The 16869-nt window shown below is 41.7% G+C and carries 12 protein-coding genes; 5 read left to right on the forward strand and 7 right to left on the reverse strand.

Annotated features, from left to right (window positions below; genetic code table 11):
* Window positions 1-119: 119 nt before the first annotated feature.
* The 4 genes from treZ (at window position 120) to malQ (ending at window position 8581) form a co-directional block, all read left to right on the forward strand.
* Window positions 120-1940 carry a malto-oligosyltrehalose trehalohydrolase gene (treZ, locus tag VS868_RS15005; RefSeq protein WP_345598537.1) on the forward strand — a complete coding sequence of 607 codons (1821 nt, stop codon included), beginning with the start codon at window positions 120-122 and terminating at the stop codon, window positions 1938-1940.
* A 71-nt stretch (window positions 1941-2011) separates the two neighbouring features.
* Entirely contained in the window at window positions 2012-4438 is a 2427-nt protein-coding gene (locus VS868_RS15010; RefSeq protein ID WP_345598538.1) for a DUF3536 domain-containing protein, read from the forward strand.
* Complete coding sequence (gene treY, locus VS868_RS15015; RefSeq protein ID WP_345598539.1) at window positions 4435-7074, forward strand: malto-oligosyltrehalose synthase; 2640 nt, start codon at window positions 4435-4437, stop codon at window positions 7072-7074. Before VS868_RS15010 ends, treY begins: the two co-directional genes overlap by 4 nt.
* Window position 7075: 1 nt before the next feature.
* On the forward strand, window positions 7076-8581 hold the full coding sequence (gene malQ, locus VS868_RS15020) for a 4-alpha-glucanotransferase (RefSeq protein WP_345598540.1): 1506 nt from the start codon (window positions 7076-7078) through the stop codon (window positions 8579-8581).
* Window positions 8582-8778: 197 nt separating this feature from the next.
* Here malQ and VS868_RS15025 read toward each other — a convergent pair whose 3' ends face one another.
* Both VS868_RS15025 and VS868_RS15030 read right to left on the reverse strand, forming a co-directional pair.
* On the reverse strand, window positions 8779-9102 hold the full coding sequence (locus tag VS868_RS15025; RefSeq protein ID WP_345598541.1) for a four-helix bundle copper-binding protein: 324 nt from the start codon (window positions 9100-9102) through the stop codon (window positions 8779-8781).
* A gap of 226 nt (window positions 9103-9328) precedes the next feature.
* Complete coding sequence (locus tag VS868_RS15030; protein ID WP_266068625.1) at window positions 9329-9835, reverse strand: cytochrome c; 507 nt, start codon at window positions 9833-9835, stop codon at window positions 9329-9331.
* A 264-nt stretch (window positions 9836-10099) separates the two neighbouring features.
* Here VS868_RS15030 and VS868_RS15035 point away from each other — a divergent pair, with 264 nt between their 5' ends.
* Complete coding sequence (locus VS868_RS15035; protein ID WP_266068626.1) at window positions 10100-10528, forward strand: Rrf2 family transcriptional regulator; 429 nt, start codon at window positions 10100-10102, stop codon at window positions 10526-10528.
* A 36-nt stretch (window positions 10529-10564) separates the two neighbouring features.
* Here the strand turns inward: VS868_RS15035 and VS868_RS15040 are convergent, their stop codons facing one another.
* The 5 genes from VS868_RS15040 to VS868_RS15060 all read right to left on the reverse strand — a co-directional run bounded on the left by VS868_RS15040 (window position 10565) and on the right by VS868_RS15060 (window position 16765).
* Window positions 10565-11749, reverse strand: coding sequence for an acetate kinase (locus VS868_RS15040; protein ID WP_266068627.1), 1185 nt, complete (start codon window positions 11747-11749; stop codon window positions 10565-10567).
* Between the two features lie 117 nt (window positions 11750-11866).
* The gene (gene pta, locus VS868_RS15045; protein ID WP_345598543.1) at window positions 11867-13960 is read right to left on the reverse strand and encodes a phosphate acetyltransferase; all 2094 of its coding nucleotides are present in this window, start codon (window positions 13958-13960) and stop codon (window positions 11867-11869) included.
* A 494-nt stretch (window positions 13961-14454) separates the two neighbouring features.
* A complete protein-coding gene (istB, locus tag VS868_RS15050) occupies window positions 14455-15192 on the reverse strand; it encodes an IS21-like element helper ATPase IstB (protein WP_345597689.1) in 738 nt (245 codons plus the stop codon).
* Window positions 15193-15211: 19 nt separating this feature from the next.
* Window positions 15212-16114 carry a hypothetical protein gene (locus tag VS868_RS15055; RefSeq protein WP_345598544.1) on the reverse strand — a complete coding sequence of 301 codons (903 nt, stop codon included), beginning with the start codon at window positions 16112-16114 and terminating at the stop codon, window positions 15212-15214.
* A 123-nt stretch (window positions 16115-16237) separates the two neighbouring features.
* On the reverse strand, window positions 16238-16765 hold the full coding sequence (locus tag VS868_RS15060; protein WP_345598545.1) for a sigma factor-like helix-turn-helix DNA-binding protein: 528 nt from the start codon (window positions 16763-16765) through the stop codon (window positions 16238-16240).
* Between the last annotated feature and the right edge of the window lie 104 nt (window positions 16766-16869).

Genomic DNA, 16869 nt, shown 5'->3' on the forward strand with positions numbered 1-16869 from the left:
AACACTTAAATTTAGGTAAGTATATGCACACCCTTAGTTAAAAAACTATTAAACATTAAATCTTCCATTTTATCCTTCTTAGCTTTGAGTGTATTTGAAATTCAGGAAGAAAGATATTTATGGGAAAGAAAGTCGGTGCAGTATATATAGGACATAAAAAAGTTGAATTTTGCATATGGGCACCTTTTGCCGAATCTGTTGAAGTACACTTCGAAAAATCAGGAAACTTTGAAGCTCTTATAAAGGACGAAAAAGGCTACTGGTCTAAAGAAGTTCAAAATATCACACCGGGCGCAACATATAAATACCGCATTGACCACAAAGATGAATTTCCCGATCCTGCTTCTCTTTCACAACCCCAAGGCGTTCATTCCTGGTCACAAGTAGTAGACCATAAGGCCCATCAATGGCAGGATGAGCTATGGAAGGGCAGGAAGCTTTCAGAAATGATCATCTATGAACTTCACGTGGGCACCTTTACCCAAGCAGGTACTTTTGAGGCGGTAATCGATAAGCTCGATCATCTTGAAGAATTGGGCATAAACACACTCGAACTTATGCCCATTGCGCAATTTCCCGGGACGAGAAACTGGGGTTACGATGGGGTTTATCCCTTCGCGGCGCAAGATAGCTACGGGGGCGTTGCAGGCCTTAAAAAACTTATAGACGCCTGTCATGCCCGGGGCTTTAGCGTAATCCTCGACGTGGTGTACAACCACCTTGGTCCCGAAGGAAATTACATCTCCCAATACGGCCCGTACTTTACAGATAAATATCACACCCCGTGGGGTAGTGCCCTTAATTTTGATGACGAATATTCCGATCAGGTAAGGCATCATTTTAAACAGAATGCCCTCATGTGGCTTGAAGATTTCCATTTTGACGGATTGCGGCTCGATGCGGTTCATGAGATCATAGACAGGGGAGCGAGGCATTTTCTTAAAGAATTGAGCGAGAAAACCGATGAGCTGGAGGCAAAAACAGGAAGAAGTTATGCGCTTATTGCCGAAAGTGATCTCAACGACACTAAATTAATAAAAGACTACGAGAGCGGCGGATTTGGACTTGAAGGCCAGTGGGTTGACGATTTTCACCATGCCCTGCATACGGTGCTAACAGGTGAAGACGCAGGTTATTATGCCGACTTCGGAAAAATGGAATACCTGGCGAAATCCTTTAAACAGGCTTTTATCTACGATGGCATTTATTCCCCCTTTCGCAAACGTAGCATAGGCAACAATCCTGAAGGAATGGAGCCATCAAATTTCGTGGTATGTATCCAGAATCACGACCAGGTGGGCAATCGGCTTTTGGGAGAAAGAATGGCCGAATTGGTCAGTTTTGATAAACAGAAGCTGGCTGCGGCAACTTTACTTTCAGCCCCTTTTGTTCCTATGCTTTTTATGGGAGAGGAGTTTGGGGAAAAGAACCGCTTTCAGTACTTTATTAGTCATGGTGACCCTAATCTTGTAAAAGCAGTGCAGGAAGGTCGGAAAAATGAGTTTGAATACTTCTTTCACTCTCATTCTGAAGGAGAATTTCCCGATCCGCAGGCCGAAGCTACTTTCAAAAATTCTAAACTGAACTGGGATTTTCAGAAAGATGCGCAACAAGATCAGCTCTTCAACTTTTACAAAGAATTAATAAGACTGAAGAAAGACGGTGCTTTTGAGATGTTTGGTCATCAAAATCCCATTTTTGAAGCTTCTGAAGGCAAAAATCTTCTGAAGGTTTCTGCACAGGAAGGAAATTCAGCTTTAATCGGGATCTATAACTTCGGAAAATCGGTTTATTCAGAAAAAACTTCAGAAAAAGTAAATCCACAGGTCCTCATTTGTTCTGCAGATAAGAAATGGGGTGGAAACAAGGAGTTGGACGAGCTTGTAGATCCAGAAAATATTACTGTGCCCCCTGAGGCTGTTTTGATTTACAAATCTTAAAAAGATCCTTTAAAAATGCCCTTTTTGGAACCTAAGTTCCCGGAGGGATCACTAACTAATTAAAAAATATTATGAGCAAGAAATATGTATGTGTGCACGGGCATTTTTACCAGCCACCAAGAGAAAACCCCTGGTTGAACAAGGTAGAGATACAGGAATCGGCATACCCTTACCACGACTGGAATCACAGGATTAACGCAGAATGTTATGTGAGAAATTCTGCTTCCAGGATCCTAGATGAGGAGGGAAAAATACAGGCGATCATGAATAATTACGCCTGGATGAGTTTCAATATTGGGCCTACTTTACTGGCCTGGATGCAAAATGAAACTCCCGAAACTTACGAGGCCATCCTGGAAGCCGATAAGCTGAGCCAGGAAACATTTTCGGGTCATGGCGCCGCCCTGGCCCAGGCTTATAACCATCTTATCATGCCGCTGGCCAATAAGAGGGATCAGGAAACACAGGTAATTTGGGGAATCGAGGATTTTAAATCCCGCTACGGCCGTATGCCCGAAGGCATGTGGCTGGGAGAAACCGCCGTGAATACCGATGTGCTCGAAATGCTGGCAAAACACGGTATAAAATTCACCATTTTATCGCCGTATCAGGCTAAACAGGTGAGAAAAATTGGCACAAAAGACTGGGAAGACGCCACAGGTGCCAAAGTAAACACCCGCCGTGCCTATACCTGCAAGCTGCCTTCGGGCAATGAAATAAGCCTTTTCTTTTACGACGGCCCGGCTTCACAGGCAGTGGCGTTTGAAGGGTTGCTCAATAACGGGGAAGCCTTTGCCGATAGGCTTAAAGGCCAGGTTGCCGATCACGACAAAATGGAACTGGTGCATATAGCAACCGATGGCGAAAGCTACGGTCACCATCATAAGCTGGGGGAAATGGCTCTTTCTTATTGCCTGCATTCGCTGGAAGAGGATGAAGATGTAAATCTTACCATTTACGGAGAATTCCTGGAAAAGTTTCCTCCCGAATATGAAGCACAAATTATTGAAGATACCTCCTGGAGCTGTTATCATGGCGTAGAACGCTGGCGCAGCGACTGTGGTTGTAACACCGGCGGCAATGAAGACTGGAACCAAAAGTGGCGTAAACCCCTGCGGGAGGCTTTTGACGGGGTTCGGGAGAAACTCATAGTTCTTTATGAAAAGCAAATGCAACCCTATACTTCCAACCCCTGGGAAGTGAGAAATAAATATATACAGGTGATCCTCAACCGGGAAAACAGTAATGTAAAGAACTTTCTTTCAGAAAATTTTGGAGGCGAGCTTTCCGAAGAAGATGAAGTGAAACTGCTCAAGCTACTGGAAATGCAGTACCACACTATGTTGATGTACACCAGTTGTGGCTGGTTCTTTGACGAGGTGAGCGGCATTGAATCTATGCAGGATATTTTCTATGCACAACGGGCTGTGCAGCTGGCTGAAGAAGTAAGTGGCGACAGTTACGAGCCAGATTTTGTAGCATCGCTCAAGAGGATACCGAGTAATATTCCGGAATATGGTACTGTGCATAAGGCTTACGAGCTTTTTGTGAAACCGATGGAGCTCGATATGATAAGGATTGGAGCCCACTATGCCATCTCTTCTATTTTTGAAGAATTTCCCGAAGAGGTGACGCTTTATAATTTTATTGCTACTACCAAAGCCAGTCACTATTATGAGGCCGGAAAACAAAAACTAATGATTGCCCGTACAGAGTTTCGCAGCGATATTACCTGGGAAAAGCTTGATATCTCGTATGCCGTACTATACATGGGAGATCACCATATTTTTGGGGGAGTGAGGCAGTATATAGACGCCGAATCCCTTGAAGAATTGCACAATAAAATGTCCTTCTATTTCGAAAAAGGAAATATTTACGAGATTTTCAATTTGATGGATACTCACTTCGGAAATCACAATTACTCCTTCTGGCATTTGTTCAGGGATGAGCAACATCTTATTATGAAACAGGTGATGGAAAACAACCTGAAAGGGGCCGAGGGTGCTATGCAGCAGTTGTATGATAACACCTATCCTTTGTTGAAAACCTTCCAGGAGATTGACATGCGGGTTCCCTCCAGGCTTAAATTACCTGTAGAAATGGCCGTTAACAACAGGCTTATAAAAGAACTCAAGAAGAAAGACTGCAACTTTAAAAAACTGGAGCTCCAAATAAAATCAGCAATATCTATACAGGCTAACCTTGACATGGTGACCCTAAACTTCCTTGTTGACCGTCGCCTGACAGAAAAAATGCTGGAACTCGAGAAAAATCCGTTAGATCTTAAATTGCTGAAAAAAGTTAATTCCCTGCTTCAAATGCTGGAAGATACGCCGTTATCTCCCGAAAAATGGCAGGCACAGAATATCACTTTTGGCATAAAAGAAGAACATTATCAGGACATGCTTGAGCGGAGTGAAGAAGGAGATGAAATCGCAGTAAAATGGGTGCCGGCCTTCCAGGAGCTTGAAGAATCTGTTAACCTCACTGTCGAATGAAAAATCCTGTTTCTACATATAGAATTCAGCTTTCCCCTGATTACACGCTTGAAGATCTCAATGAAATTCTCGACTACCTTGAGAAACTTGGAATTTCTACCATTTATTCGGCACCTTTTTTTCAGGCGCGCAAGGGGAGCAGCCACGGCTATGATATTACCAATCCGTTTAAACTCAATAAAGCTATTGGAAGGCTTGATACCTTCAGGAATCTAAGTAACAGGCTCAAACAGAAGAAGATGTCATGGCTTCAGGATATCGTTCCCAACCACATGGCTTTTGACGGAGACAACATCTGGTTGCAGGATATCTTTGAACTTGGCCCCGAATCTTTGCACTATAATTTCTTCGATATAGATTGGGAACAATCAGGAAAAGTTATGGCCCCGTTTCTTGGGAACCCCCTGCCCGAGGTCATTAAGAATAAAGAATTACAGCTTAGGGTGTCAAAAAGGGGATTTTTGTTCAGGTATTTTGATCATGAATATATGGCCTCCGCCCGTTCTTACGCAGAAATCCTCGGAAATGAATTCGGTGAAAAATGGCAGGATAAATTCAGGAATTTTTCGGCTGAAAGTGAGAATTGGGAAGAATTGAAAGAATATTTCCTGAGGGAGTATGACAAAGATCCGGACTTCCGAAGTAAAATTGACAATAGAGTAGAAGAGATCAATGCTTCCGAAGAAAAAATTAGGAAGATCCTCGAAGAACAGTATTTTTTACCGGCTCACTGGAAAGAGACCGAAACCAACATTAATTACCGCAGATTCTTTACCATAAATGATCTCATTTGCTTACGAATGGAAGACAAAGAGGTTTTTGAGAGTTATCACCGGTTCATACTTCAGTTGTGTGAGGAAGATCTAATTCACGGCCTGCGCATAGATCATATCGACGGACTCCTGGATCCAAAGGCCTATCTTGAAAGGCTTCGGGAAAATCTGGGCCCCGATTTTTACATCACTATAGAAAAGATCCTGGAATGGGATGAAAAATTACCTGTACACTGGCCGGTAGAAGGCACTAGTGGATATGGATTTTTAGCGACTGTAAATCAATTGCTTACCAACCCTAAGAGTGAGAATGAATTTTTTGACGCTTACCAGGCACTTTACCCAAAGCAGGAAGATTATCATGACCTGGTGTATGAGCAAAAGCTGTTTATCCTGGAAGAGAGAATGGGGGGCGAATATAAAAACCTTTGGGAGCTGGCTTTAAAGTTCAATCTTCTCGAAAAAGAAGAAAAATACAAGCAGGCTTTGGGGGCATTTTTGGCTGCCTTTCCTGTATATCGCATTTATCCTGAAGAATTTCCCTTGAGAAAGAGGCAAAAAAAGATCATTGATGCAGCTTTTAAAACTGCTGCCGCACATAAGCCCGATCTTAAAAATGAGCTGGAAAAGTTTAAAGATATTTTCTTGGGAGAGGCAAAAAAAGACCGTGAAAACATGCTGCAATTCCTGCAGCGGTGTCAGCAGTTCACGGGACCTTTGGCGGCCAAAGGCGTTGAAGACACTACCTTTTATATTTATAATGAATTGATCTCCCACAATGAAGTAGGAGATTCTCCCGAGAATTTTGGGCTTTCGGTAAATGGCTTTCATGAGCGGATGAAGTTACGGCTCGAAGATTTTCCGCTTTCTATCAATGCTACCGCGACTCACGACACCAAACGTGGGGAAGATGCCCGCATGCGGCTCGATGTATTGAGTGAAGTGGGAGAAGAGTGGTTTCAAAAAGTAGCCGATTGGAGGGAGATTGCCAAAAATGTGAGAAAAGATCCTGCTGTTCCCAATGCAAATGAAGAGTATTTCATTTTCCAGATGCTCATAGGAGCCTGGCCATATATTGGCGAACCGGGAGAAGAATTTTTAGAGCGATCTACAGCCTACCTGCAAAAGGTACTTCGCGAGGCCAAGGAAAATTCGTCATGGGCTGCACCAAATGAAGACTATGAAAATAAAGTATATGATTTTCTTGAAGCTTTGCTGAAAAACCTGTCTTTCAAGAAATCATTTACCCAGTTTCATAAAAAGATCTCGGCATACGGAGCAATAAAATCACTTTCTCAATCTCTGCTGAAAGTTACCGCCCCTGGAATTCCCGATATTTACCAGGGTACCGAACTTTGGGACCTGAGCTATGTAGATCCAGATAACCGCCGGCCTGTAGATTATGAACTTCGGAAAAAATATCTGGCCGAATTTGATTCAGTAACTCCCGAAGCATCCGGGCAGCATCTTGAGAACCTGAAGCGAGATTACACTTCAGGAAAGATCAAGATGTACTGCCTGCACCGGGCACTTAAAGCGCGTAGGGAAATACCCAGTACTTTTGAAAAAGGGGAATATATACCGCTGGAAGTTAAAGGGGAATTGCGCGAAAGCGTAGTGGCTTTTGCCAGGAAGGATGAAAAAAATACGGTTCTGGTTATTGTGCCGGTCATGGTCACCCATCTTTTTACTGAAGATCTTCAGATTAAAGACCAGAAACAGGAGCTGAAAATAATTTTGCCTGAAAACCTAAAGGGAACTTTCAAAAATGCCATTTCTGAAGAAGATTTTTCTTCCGAAGAAATTGAAGTTCAAAAGCTTTTCAGCAGCTTTCCCGTTGCACTTTTAAAAAAGAACAATTAATATGAAACTAAAAAGAAGCAGTGGAATTCTTTTACATATCACCTCTTTGCCCGGCAGGTTTGGGATTGGAGACCTGGGGCCCGAAGCCTTCAGGTTCCTCAATTTCCTGAAAAGATCGGGTTATACCTACTGGCAAATCCTTCCGCTTAATCCTACAGACGGAATTTATCATCATTCCCCCTACAGCAGTCATTCGGCTTTTGCGGGGAATCCTTTGTTGATTAGTCCGCAGTTGCTGGAAGAAGAAGGTTATGTCAACCTGGAGGATTTCCCTGTACCTCCCGAAATGCAGGCTAAAAAAGTCATTTTTGACACCGTAGTGACGTACAAAAACCAAGTTTTTGATGCGGCTTACAGCAAATTTAAGTCGGCCGGTACAGTAGATCCCGATTTCTCTGAATTTTGTGAAACTCATGCCGACTGGCTCGAAAATTACAGTCTTTACCTCGCCCTGCGTTACAAGTACGACAAGCAAAACTGGACCGACTGGCCACCTGAACTGCGGGACAGGATACCGGAAGCCCTGGAAAAGGCCCGAAATGAATTAAAAGATCAAATTGAGCGGGAAAAGTTTGTGCAGTTCCTGTTCTTCTCGCAATGGTCCCGTTTAATACTGGAAGCCCACAATAACGGAATCCAGATCTTTGGAGATGTACCATTTTATATAAATCATGATAGTGCCGATTGTTGGGCGAATCCTGAAATTTTTAAACTGGATGATCAAAAACAACCGACACATATTTCGGGTGTGCCGCCAGATTTGTTCAGTAAAACCGGGCAATTATGGGGAACTCCGGTTTACGACTGGAAAGTGCTCAAAGCAAACCACTACAGTTGGTGGAAAGAGCGGCTGCGCCAAAACCTGCTCTTGTTTGATGTGGTGCGAATTGATCATTTTAGGGCCTTTGCCGATTATTGGGAAGTGCCGGCAGGGGAGAAGACCGCGATAAACGGAAAATGGACAGAAACTCCTGGAATTGATTTCTTCAACCAGGTAAAAACCGAATTCCCTGACATGCCCTTTATCGCAGAAGATCTGGGATTATTAGACCAGGCGGTGTATGACCTTTTGGAGGAGTTTAATTTTCCGGGCATGAAGGTGCTGCAGTTTTCTTTTGGAGATACCAACCGGAAGAACCCATACTTCCCGTATAATCACGATTTTAATAGTATAGTTTATACAGGTACCCATGATAACAACACTAGCGTGGGCTGGTTTACAGACAGCGGAAAAGAGGTGAGGGAGCATTTGGAGCGATATACAGGCCAAAAAGTCACAGAAAATAATGTTCATGAGGTGCTTTGCCGAATGGCATTACAATCGGTAGCAGCTGTGGCTATCCTGCCGTTGCAGGATATTCTTGGGCTGGGCAGCGAAGCCATAATGAACACGCCGGGTAGTACACAGGGAAACTGGTCATGGCGAATTACTTCAGGAGAGATTCCCTATAAAAGGGCAGAAGAACTTTACGAACAAAATGAATTATATGGAAGAATTTCGCAGTAAAATACGCTTCAAAAATGCCAATTTTGAAAGGAAAAATAGCGGTGCTTTTCTATCAGTAATGATTTCAGATCTTACTGAAGTTGAATGGAAAAATTGAACTGGGAATAATTAAGTACAAAGATAGTTTATACAAAAAAGGCTGTCTCAAAAGATCTTGATCGAATTTGAGACAGCCTCTACTAATAATAATCGAATCTTTACGCTGCTAAATATTTTTTGCAGGCTTCTTCACATTCTCGACATGCTTTTGCACAATCCTGGCAGTGTTGTGTTTCGTGTTGTTCACATTCTTCGGCACATTCTTTACACACCTGCTCACAGTATTTTACCAGTCCTGTGGCGTTGGCACCTTTAATGGCTAAAATATCGGCAAGCGAAGCACACGCAGAGGCACACACTTTATCTTTTCTAATACAATCAACCATTTTTTTGAGGTTGTCTTCATCAAGACAGGCATCTGCACAATAGTTGCAGTGGTTGATACAGTTTGATAACTTATTTAAAAATTCCTGATTTCTCATTGTATTGGTTTTTGGTTAAACTTAATCTTGACTTCAAGTTACCAAAATGAGCTGCTACAGGCTCCTAATTGCTGTTAAACAATATTCAACAAAGGGTTAAAAGTCATGTTTTTCACCACTTTAGAGATTTGGAACAGATACCTATACTATTATATAAATATGTCGAAATATTCAATCAGGATGATATAAAAGCTCTCAAAAAATCTTCTAAGAATATCATATCAGGCTAATTTTCCTGGTCGTAACTTCTAAAATACTCCAGCATTGCCCTACTTTCTTCTTCGCTCATATTTTGATTTGCCATAACGGCCATATTTGATTCTATGAGTAATTTTTTGGCAATGGGATCTTCTTTGATCATTTTCTCTGGCCTTAAAATCATGTTCATAATCCATTCGGGGCTGCGTCTTTCAGTCACTCCTGCAAGAGCAGGGCCAATTGATTTTTGATCCATTTTGTGGCAGGCTGTACACATATTGTTAAACAATTCTTTTCCGCGAACTGCCATAGCTTCATCTATGGTTTCGTTAAGGTTCAAATTATCTATAGGCCCAACGCCTTTGTTCTGCATATCATCTACTTCAGCAGTGGTAGAAGCTGCTTCCTGTACCACTTCTTTTTGTACTGCAGTACTTTGGTCGGTTATTTTAATTTTTTCCTTTTGTTCTTTTTCACCACAGGCATTAAGTAAAAGAGCTAAAAAGGCTAAAAAAAAGTAGAATTTTAGTTTCATAATGATAGTGGTTATGGGGTTAAGTCTTATAAATTTATAACAATATAAGATAAAAAGATAATAAGGCCTTTAAATATTGTAATGAAGAAATAAGTACCTTTGAAGTTAGGCCGAAAAGGGAAGGAGCAAAGCTATATAAAGGTAAAAAGATAAAAAACTCCTAATTAAGACCGGGAAAATATGATATGTAGGATGATTAATTTAATTTTGGCTGCTTTCCCCTGATTTTAAATTCAGATCTAATGAAACAAATTTTACAAAAATATGCTATCCAGCTCCAGTAAATATGCCGTGAATGCCGTGCTCTACCTGGCCGTTCATTCTAATGAACAAAAAAAGATAAGAGCAAAGGAAATTGCAGAAGCAATAAAGCTGCCCTCGCCTTTTCTCTCTAAATTATTGCAGTCCCTGTCCCGTGAAAATATTATTTCTTCTTCAAAAGGGCCTACCGGCGGATTTTACCTTACCGCAAAAGCTTTGAAAACTCCTTTGATAGAAGTGATTAATATTATTGATGGTACTAACCGGCTTGATGATTGTGTGCTGGGGCTAAAGAAATGCAGCTCGGAGCAACCCTGCCCTGTACATTTTTCTGTGCAGCCGCTAAAGCAGAAGTTCAGGAAAGAATTAGAAGAAGATATCAGTGTATTTGCTGCAAAAGTAAAAAGCGGGGAGGCACACTTATTTGTGTAAACCTCACCGCTCAAAAATGTCATTTTTAAAAGGTATTTATACGAAAGAAATGGTCTGCTTGGCAATTTCCAGTTCTTCGTTTGTAGGAATAACCAGGATCTTAACTTTAGATTCTTCTTTCCCAATATTCCTCATTTCTTTTGACCGAACACTGTTCTTCTCTTCATCAAGTGAGAGGCCCAGGTAATCCATATCGGTACACACAAGTTTCCTAATTACGTCGGAATTTTCTCCAATACCGGCCGTGAAAACCACTGCATCCAGCCCATTCATGGCGGCTGCATAGGCACCAATATATTTTTTAATGCGGTAAGCGTTCATTTCAAGAGCTAACTGGCACTCCTTATTTCCTTTTTCAGCCTGGTCTTCAATATCCCTGAGATCACTGTAGCCGGTAAGCCCCAGCATTCCGCTTTTGTGATGGAGCAGATCGCTGACTTCTTTCGCAGTGTAACCCAATTGTTCAATGAGGTAGAAAATCACCGACTGGTCGATATCCCCACTGCGCGTACCCATGATAAGGCCGTTCACAGGACCAAACCCTAATGTATGATCTATACTTTTTCCATCTTTTACCGCTGTCATGCTGCATCCATTACCCAAATGCACGGTAATGATCTTGGAATGATCCTTTTGAAGATATTCATTGGCTTTTTCTGAAACATACTTATGGCTGGTACCATGAAATCCGTACATCTGGATCTTTTTCTTCTCAAAAAGCTCGTTTGGAATGGCATATTTACTGGCGCAGGTTGGAATGGTTTGGTGAAAAGCTGTATCAAATACCGCCACCTGGGTAGCATGGGGAAAGATCTCTTCAGCTACCTGTATACCTTTTAGGTTTGGAGGGTTGTGAAGTGGTGCCAGTGAAAACAGCTGTTCTATTTTCTGCTTTACCTTTTCGTCTATGACCACAGTATCCGAGAAACTTGCACCTCCATGAACCACACGGTGGCCAATAGCAGGAATATCGGCAGGATCATGTATCACACCGTGGTCATTGTGCATAAGATGTTTTGTCACCTCCTTTAATGCTACAGAATGATCTTTTATCTCCATCTCTTCGGAAGTGGAAAATGCTTCAGACTTGTAATGTATTTTACCTGAAGCCTGTCCAATTCTTTCAACCAATCCAGAAGCCAGCACTTTCTCTGAAGGCATTTCGATCAATTGGAACTTTAAAGAAGAACTTCCGGAGTTTATTATCAGTATATTTTTCATTTATCTAGTAATGAGTATTTAGTATTGAGAATTGAGTTTATTTTTTTACCTGTTGTAGGTGGAGTACTCAATCCTGAATTTGAAATTTTTATCTTTTAAACCTTAAACCTTATACATTTAAAGTCCTTGTGCCTGAATTGCTGTTAAAATTACTGTGTTAAAGACATCATCTACAGTACAACCACGGCTAAGGTCATTTACCGGCTGGTTAAGTCCCTGTAGCATGGGACCAATGGCCAATGCGCCTGTTTCTCTCTGTACCGCTTTATAGGTATTGTTCCCGGTGTTGAGGTCAGGGAAGATAAGCACGCTTGCCTGTCCTGCCACTTCAGATCCCGGTAATTTGCTTCGGCCTACATTAAGGTCAACTGCAGCATCATATTGTATTGGGCCTTCTATTTTAAGATCTGGTCGTTTCACCTTCACAATTTCAGTGGCTTCGCGAACCCTGTCAACATCTTCTCCTTTTCCTGAACTTCCGGAGGAGTAGGAGAGCATTGCAATTTTAGGCTCAATTCCGAAGGCTTTACTGCTTTCTGCAGAAGATATACATATTTCAGCCAGTTCTTCGGCAGTAGGATTCGGGTTTATTGCGCAATCTCCAAATACCGAAACCCGGTCTTCTAGACACATAAAGAACACCGATGACACTACCGATACCCCAGGTTTTGTTTTGATGAATTGAAGTGCTGGCCGAATGGTGTGTTGGGTGGTATGAGCCGCTCCCGAAACCATCCCGTCGGCATGCCCCTTGTAGATCATCATGGTACCAAAGTAGGAAACATCGCTCATAAGGTCGCGGGCAATATCCATATTGATGTTTTTGTGCTTACGCAGCTCGTAAAAAGTGTTTACGTAATCGTCAAAATAGTCAGATGTAGTAGGGTTAATGATATTTAGCTTATCCAGGTCTACAGGAATAGCCAGGTTCATGATCATCTTTTTGATCTCTTCCTGATCTCCAAGGATGGTAAGATCTACAATATCCATAGCTATGAGGCGGGAGGCAGCAGTAAGTATGCGCTCGTCTGTCCCTTCGGGTAATACGATGTGCTTGCGTTGCTGCTGTGCCCGTTTTACAAGGCTGTACTGGAACATGCGGGGGGTAAGGCCCTTAGCCTGAATGCCCGAGAAACGTTCAATAAGAGGATCTATATTTATGTATTTTTCAAAAGTGCTGATTGATGTCTCTATCTTCTGCGTACTGTCGGCATAGATGTTTGAATTTATAGCACCCACGCGGTTGGTCACGCTAAAGGTTCCTTCTTCTACAGAAATAATAGGCACTACCTGAGAAAGGCCTTCAATTAATTTAATAATAGAATCTTCAGGAATTAATCCTCCTGTGAGGATGATCCCCGAAATTCTCGGATAATTACTGGAAATATGGGCCTGCAGGGCTCCAAGAATAATATCGGCACGGTCACCCGGGGTGATCACCAGGCTTTCGTTTTTGAGATGTTTCAGGTAATTCCGTAGCTGCATGGCACCCACATTAAAGCTTCCCGACTGGTTGTCGAGAAACTCTTCCCCAAAAAGCACCTTTCCATCAAGGGTTTCCACGATCTCCTTTAGGGTTGGATTTGCAAGCATATCTATAAGAGGCAGGGCGAATACAGCGACATCATCTGGCAAAAATTCCCTCATGCCGTTGGTGGCAATAGTAAGGTTCTCAAGTTCAATCTTGTTACTTACCATAGCGATCACCTGCACATCCTTTTTCATGAACGTTTGGTAGGCCATTTGCAGGCTTCCCATAAGGCTTTCTTTAGTTTTGCCACGACCACTGGCGATTATAATCACCGGAAGGCCCAGGTTTTTGGCGATATTTACGTTCTCGTCAAATTCAAAAACACTGCCTTCACCCGAAAAGTCACTGCCTTCTACCAGCACAAAATCAAAGGTTTCTTCAAGTTTTTTGTACTTCCTTATAATGGTATCAATAATCTCACCCGATTTTCCTTCGTTGCGTTTTTGAATGACCTCATTCCTGGTGTAGGCATAAGAATCTTCGTACGACATGGGAAGATCAAAATATTTAAGGACGGTATCGATGTGGTTATCGAGTTTTCCCGGCTTTTCTTCATTGATTATTGGCCTAAAATAGGCTACTTTGACCGTTTTCCCTAACAGGGCCCGCATAAGGCCCAGGGAAATCAAAGATTTTCCACTGTTTGGCTCTAAAGTCGCTATATAAAGTCCTTTGTTCATAGTTTTCAAATTCTGGTGCAAAAGTAAGGTATATAAAAAAGTTTGTTTGGCGCATTGGGTTAAAAAGTCGTGAAAATCTGATGAAAATCAGTTGAAGCTGCTCATTTGATCCCTTTTTCTTCTTCGGAAAAAAGTCTGCTGAAAATGCTATTTTTAAGGAGTAAGCTTTTTAGCTGAAGTAGAATTTTTATGATTTTAAATTTATTCTTTTTCAGAATTGTATTTTTAGCTTAGGATTCACAGGGGTAAAAGTAAGTGGGTATATTCTAAACCAGTTGTGAATTGCTTTCAGAATTGTATTTTTAGCTTAGGATTCACAGGTAATTCTTGGCTTAACCCATCTTTGACCTCGTTGTGAATTGCTTTCAGAATTGTATTTTTAGCTTAGGATTCACAGGAACTTCGCTGGTGGCTATTTCGGAAGGACCGTGCCACTGATTTCGGTTCAAACAGTGCCACTTTAAAAGATCATGCAATTATATAAAAAATTAATGTTACTCGTTTTTCAGAACTCCTTTTCTTAATGATTCTCCTTTGAGATCTATCCTATGTGAGGAGTTTACTATCCTGTCCAGGATTGCATCAGCAATAGTTCCTTCCCCTATAATATCGTACCATGCAGATACCGGTATTTGAGAGGATAATATGGTAGATGTTTTATTGTATCGGTCATCGATTATATCCATTAAGGTCTCTCTTGCATGATTGTCGAAGGCTTGAAGTCCAAAATCATCAAGGATGAGCAGATCTGCTTTAAGTAGTTTATTTAATTCTTTGAGATAGGTTCCATCAATTTTACTGAGTTTTAACTTCTTAAATAGACGGGCAGTGTTTGAGTAGATGGTTTTATATTCCATCATGCAGGCCTGATGACCTAAGGCCTGTGCTAAATAACTTTTGCCTACTCCGGAGGCACCGGTCAGTATAAGGTTTTCCTTTTTAGCTATAAAATCCAGGGATCCCAGACGAACAAACATGTTCTTGTCGAGGTTACGATTGGAAGAATAGTTCACTTCAGCAAGACTTGCTTTCTGCCTAAAGTTTGCCTGTTTAAAAAGACGATCTATCTTCCGGTTCTGGCGATCCTCCCACTCATGGTCTGTGAGTAGTGCCAGATATTCATCGGCAGTGATATCGTTTAATTGGTTGTTCTTTACATGCTGAAGGTGTAGCTGAGCCATAGCCCCCAGTCGCATTTGTTTTAATTTTTCAATAGTCTGATTGTTATTCATATTTCTGGATTAAAATGATTTATTGATAAGCAGCGGCACCTCTGATGTTTTGATGGGATGGGATATGAGTTTTATCTTCTTCAAGATCCTGATAAAAAAGAGAGCTTTGGTCAAGGTTGTTCTTTAGGATATTCTTGATACGCATATAAGAAGTCGCATCTGCCTGTAAAGCTCTTTTACAAGCATTATCAAGTCTTTTAGAACCGTAAGACTTATGGAGCTGGATAAGGCCCATCACCCGCTTATAGCCTGTTTCAGGATACTCACTGTCAGCAAGTATCTTTTCTACACAATTCACTACGTGAGCTCCGTGAGGAGCGGCTTTGTTTTTAAAGTATTCAGGACTCCAGGAGGTATAACCTTTATGGGTGCTACTTAAATGATCTGTATTTGTATTGTAGCTTCCTTTACTTGGATTTCGATGATGCAGGGCTATTCGAACGTGATTGTAATAAACCTCGACCACAGTTTTGGTATAATGGATCAGGGTCTTTTTACCGATGTAGCGGTAGGGAACACTGTAGTAGCTTTTATCTGGAGAGAAGTATACATATCCCATCTTTTGCACCTTTGCCCGTTTATAGTCTTTGATTTCATAGGCAGATGTTGGCAGGGGTTTTAAGTACTCACGTTCTACTGATTGAAACAGTTCTCTACGGCTGGCTTCCTTTCGCTGGAACAGTAGATTATTATAGCCAACAAGTAAGCGCTTTATCTCCCGGTTTAGATCCTGTAAAGAGAAGAAGGTCATCTCCCGCAGGGGATAGTAAATACGCTGATAAACAAGATGCACTGCATTCTCCACCAGAGCTTTATCCTGCGGTGCATAACTGCGGGTGGGATTGATCACACAGTTATAATGGCGAGCAAAATCTTTAAAGCTCCGATTGATCTCCGGCTCATATTTGCTGGCTCTGGTCACTGCAGATTTTAAGTTGTCTGAGACTATGGCTTTTGGAACACCTCCATAAAACTGTAATGCATTACCACAAGAAGTAATAAGATCCTCCCGTTTTTGGCTTAAGCTAGCCTCTACGTAAGTATACTAGCTGTTGGGAAGAATTGCTATAAATACCTCTACAGGAATGACTTCTCCGGTTTCTTTATTAACGACATGTAATTTTTTACCCGCATAGTCAATGTACATTTCATTACCGGCTTCATGTTCGAGTTTCATGGAACCTTTGACCTTGGCATATTTACGCCGATAATGCTCCATAAACTGCGTATAGCTGTACGGCTGGGAAGCCTGCTGCGCATATTCCTGATAATGGTACAGAAAAGTAAACCCAGGATGATTCCGGGCCTTATTGACCCCCTCAAAATATAGCATCAGTTCATCATGCCGCTCATTATCAATAGTAGTATGTGAAGGAAAAAGCGCACTCAGATGTGCATTGTCAAAGGAAAGTAGTTCTTTAAATGAATAGTCACTGGCCGTGAAAAATTTCATATAGCTGTTGACCGTGTTGCGGGAGATGCCTAGAGTGGTAGCTATCTTACGATTGCTAAAACCATCCAGGCTCAAGGTAATAATTTGTTTTAAGTCCATCGGATCAAGGGTGTTGGCCATATCTTATTACAGTTTTGCAACAAGATATTACTTGATCTTTCAAAGTGGCACAAAACGAACCGATACGACTGGCACAATTTGAGCCGTTATGACTTTCAGTATTG

The organism is Salinimicrobium sp. 3283s (assembly GCF_039602225.1).
GTDB classification, from domain to species: Bacteria; Bacteroidota; Bacteroidia; order Flavobacteriales; family Flavobacteriaceae; genus Salinimicrobium; species Salinimicrobium profundisediminis.

Bases quoted from the DNA above. Each gene is read 5' to 3' on its own strand.
- VS868_RS15060 (WP_345598545.1), bottom strand. From the start codon at position 16,765: ATGGCCAACACCCTTGATCCGATGGACTTAAAACAAATTATTACCTTG.
- pta (WP_345598543.1), bottom strand. From the start codon at position 13,960: ATGAACAAAGGACTTTATATAGCGACTTTAGAGCCAAACAGTGGAAAA.
- VS868_RS15040 (WP_266068627.1), bottom strand. From the start codon at position 11,749: ATGAAAAATATACTGATAATAAACTCCGGAAGTTCTTCTTTAAAGTTC.
- istB (WP_345597689.1), bottom strand. From the start codon at position 15,192: ATGAATAACAATCAGACTATTGAAAAATTAAAACAAATGCGACTGGGG.
- treZ (WP_345598537.1), top strand. From the start codon at position 120: ATGGGAAAGAAAGTCGGTGCAGTATATATAGGACATAAAAAAGTTGAA.
- VS868_RS15035 (WP_266068626.1), top strand. From the start codon at position 10,100: ATGCTATCCAGCTCCAGTAAATATGCCGTGAATGCCGTGCTCTACCTG.
- VS868_RS15030 (WP_266068625.1), bottom strand. From the start codon at position 9,835: ATGAAACTAAAATTCTACTTTTTTTTAGCCTTTTTAGCTCTTTTACTT.
- treY (WP_345598539.1), top strand. From the start codon at position 4,435: ATGAAAAATCCTGTTTCTACATATAGAATTCAGCTTTCCCCTGATTAC.
- VS868_RS15010 (WP_345598538.1), top strand. From the start codon at position 2,012: ATGAGCAAGAAATATGTATGTGTGCACGGGCATTTTTACCAGCCACCA.
- VS868_RS15025 (WP_345598541.1), bottom strand. From the start codon at position 9,102: ATGAGAAATCAGGAATTTTTAAATAAGTTATCAAACTGTATCAACCAC.
- malQ (WP_345598540.1), top strand. From the start codon at position 7,076: ATGAAACTAAAAAGAAGCAGTGGAATTCTTTTACATATCACCTCTTTG.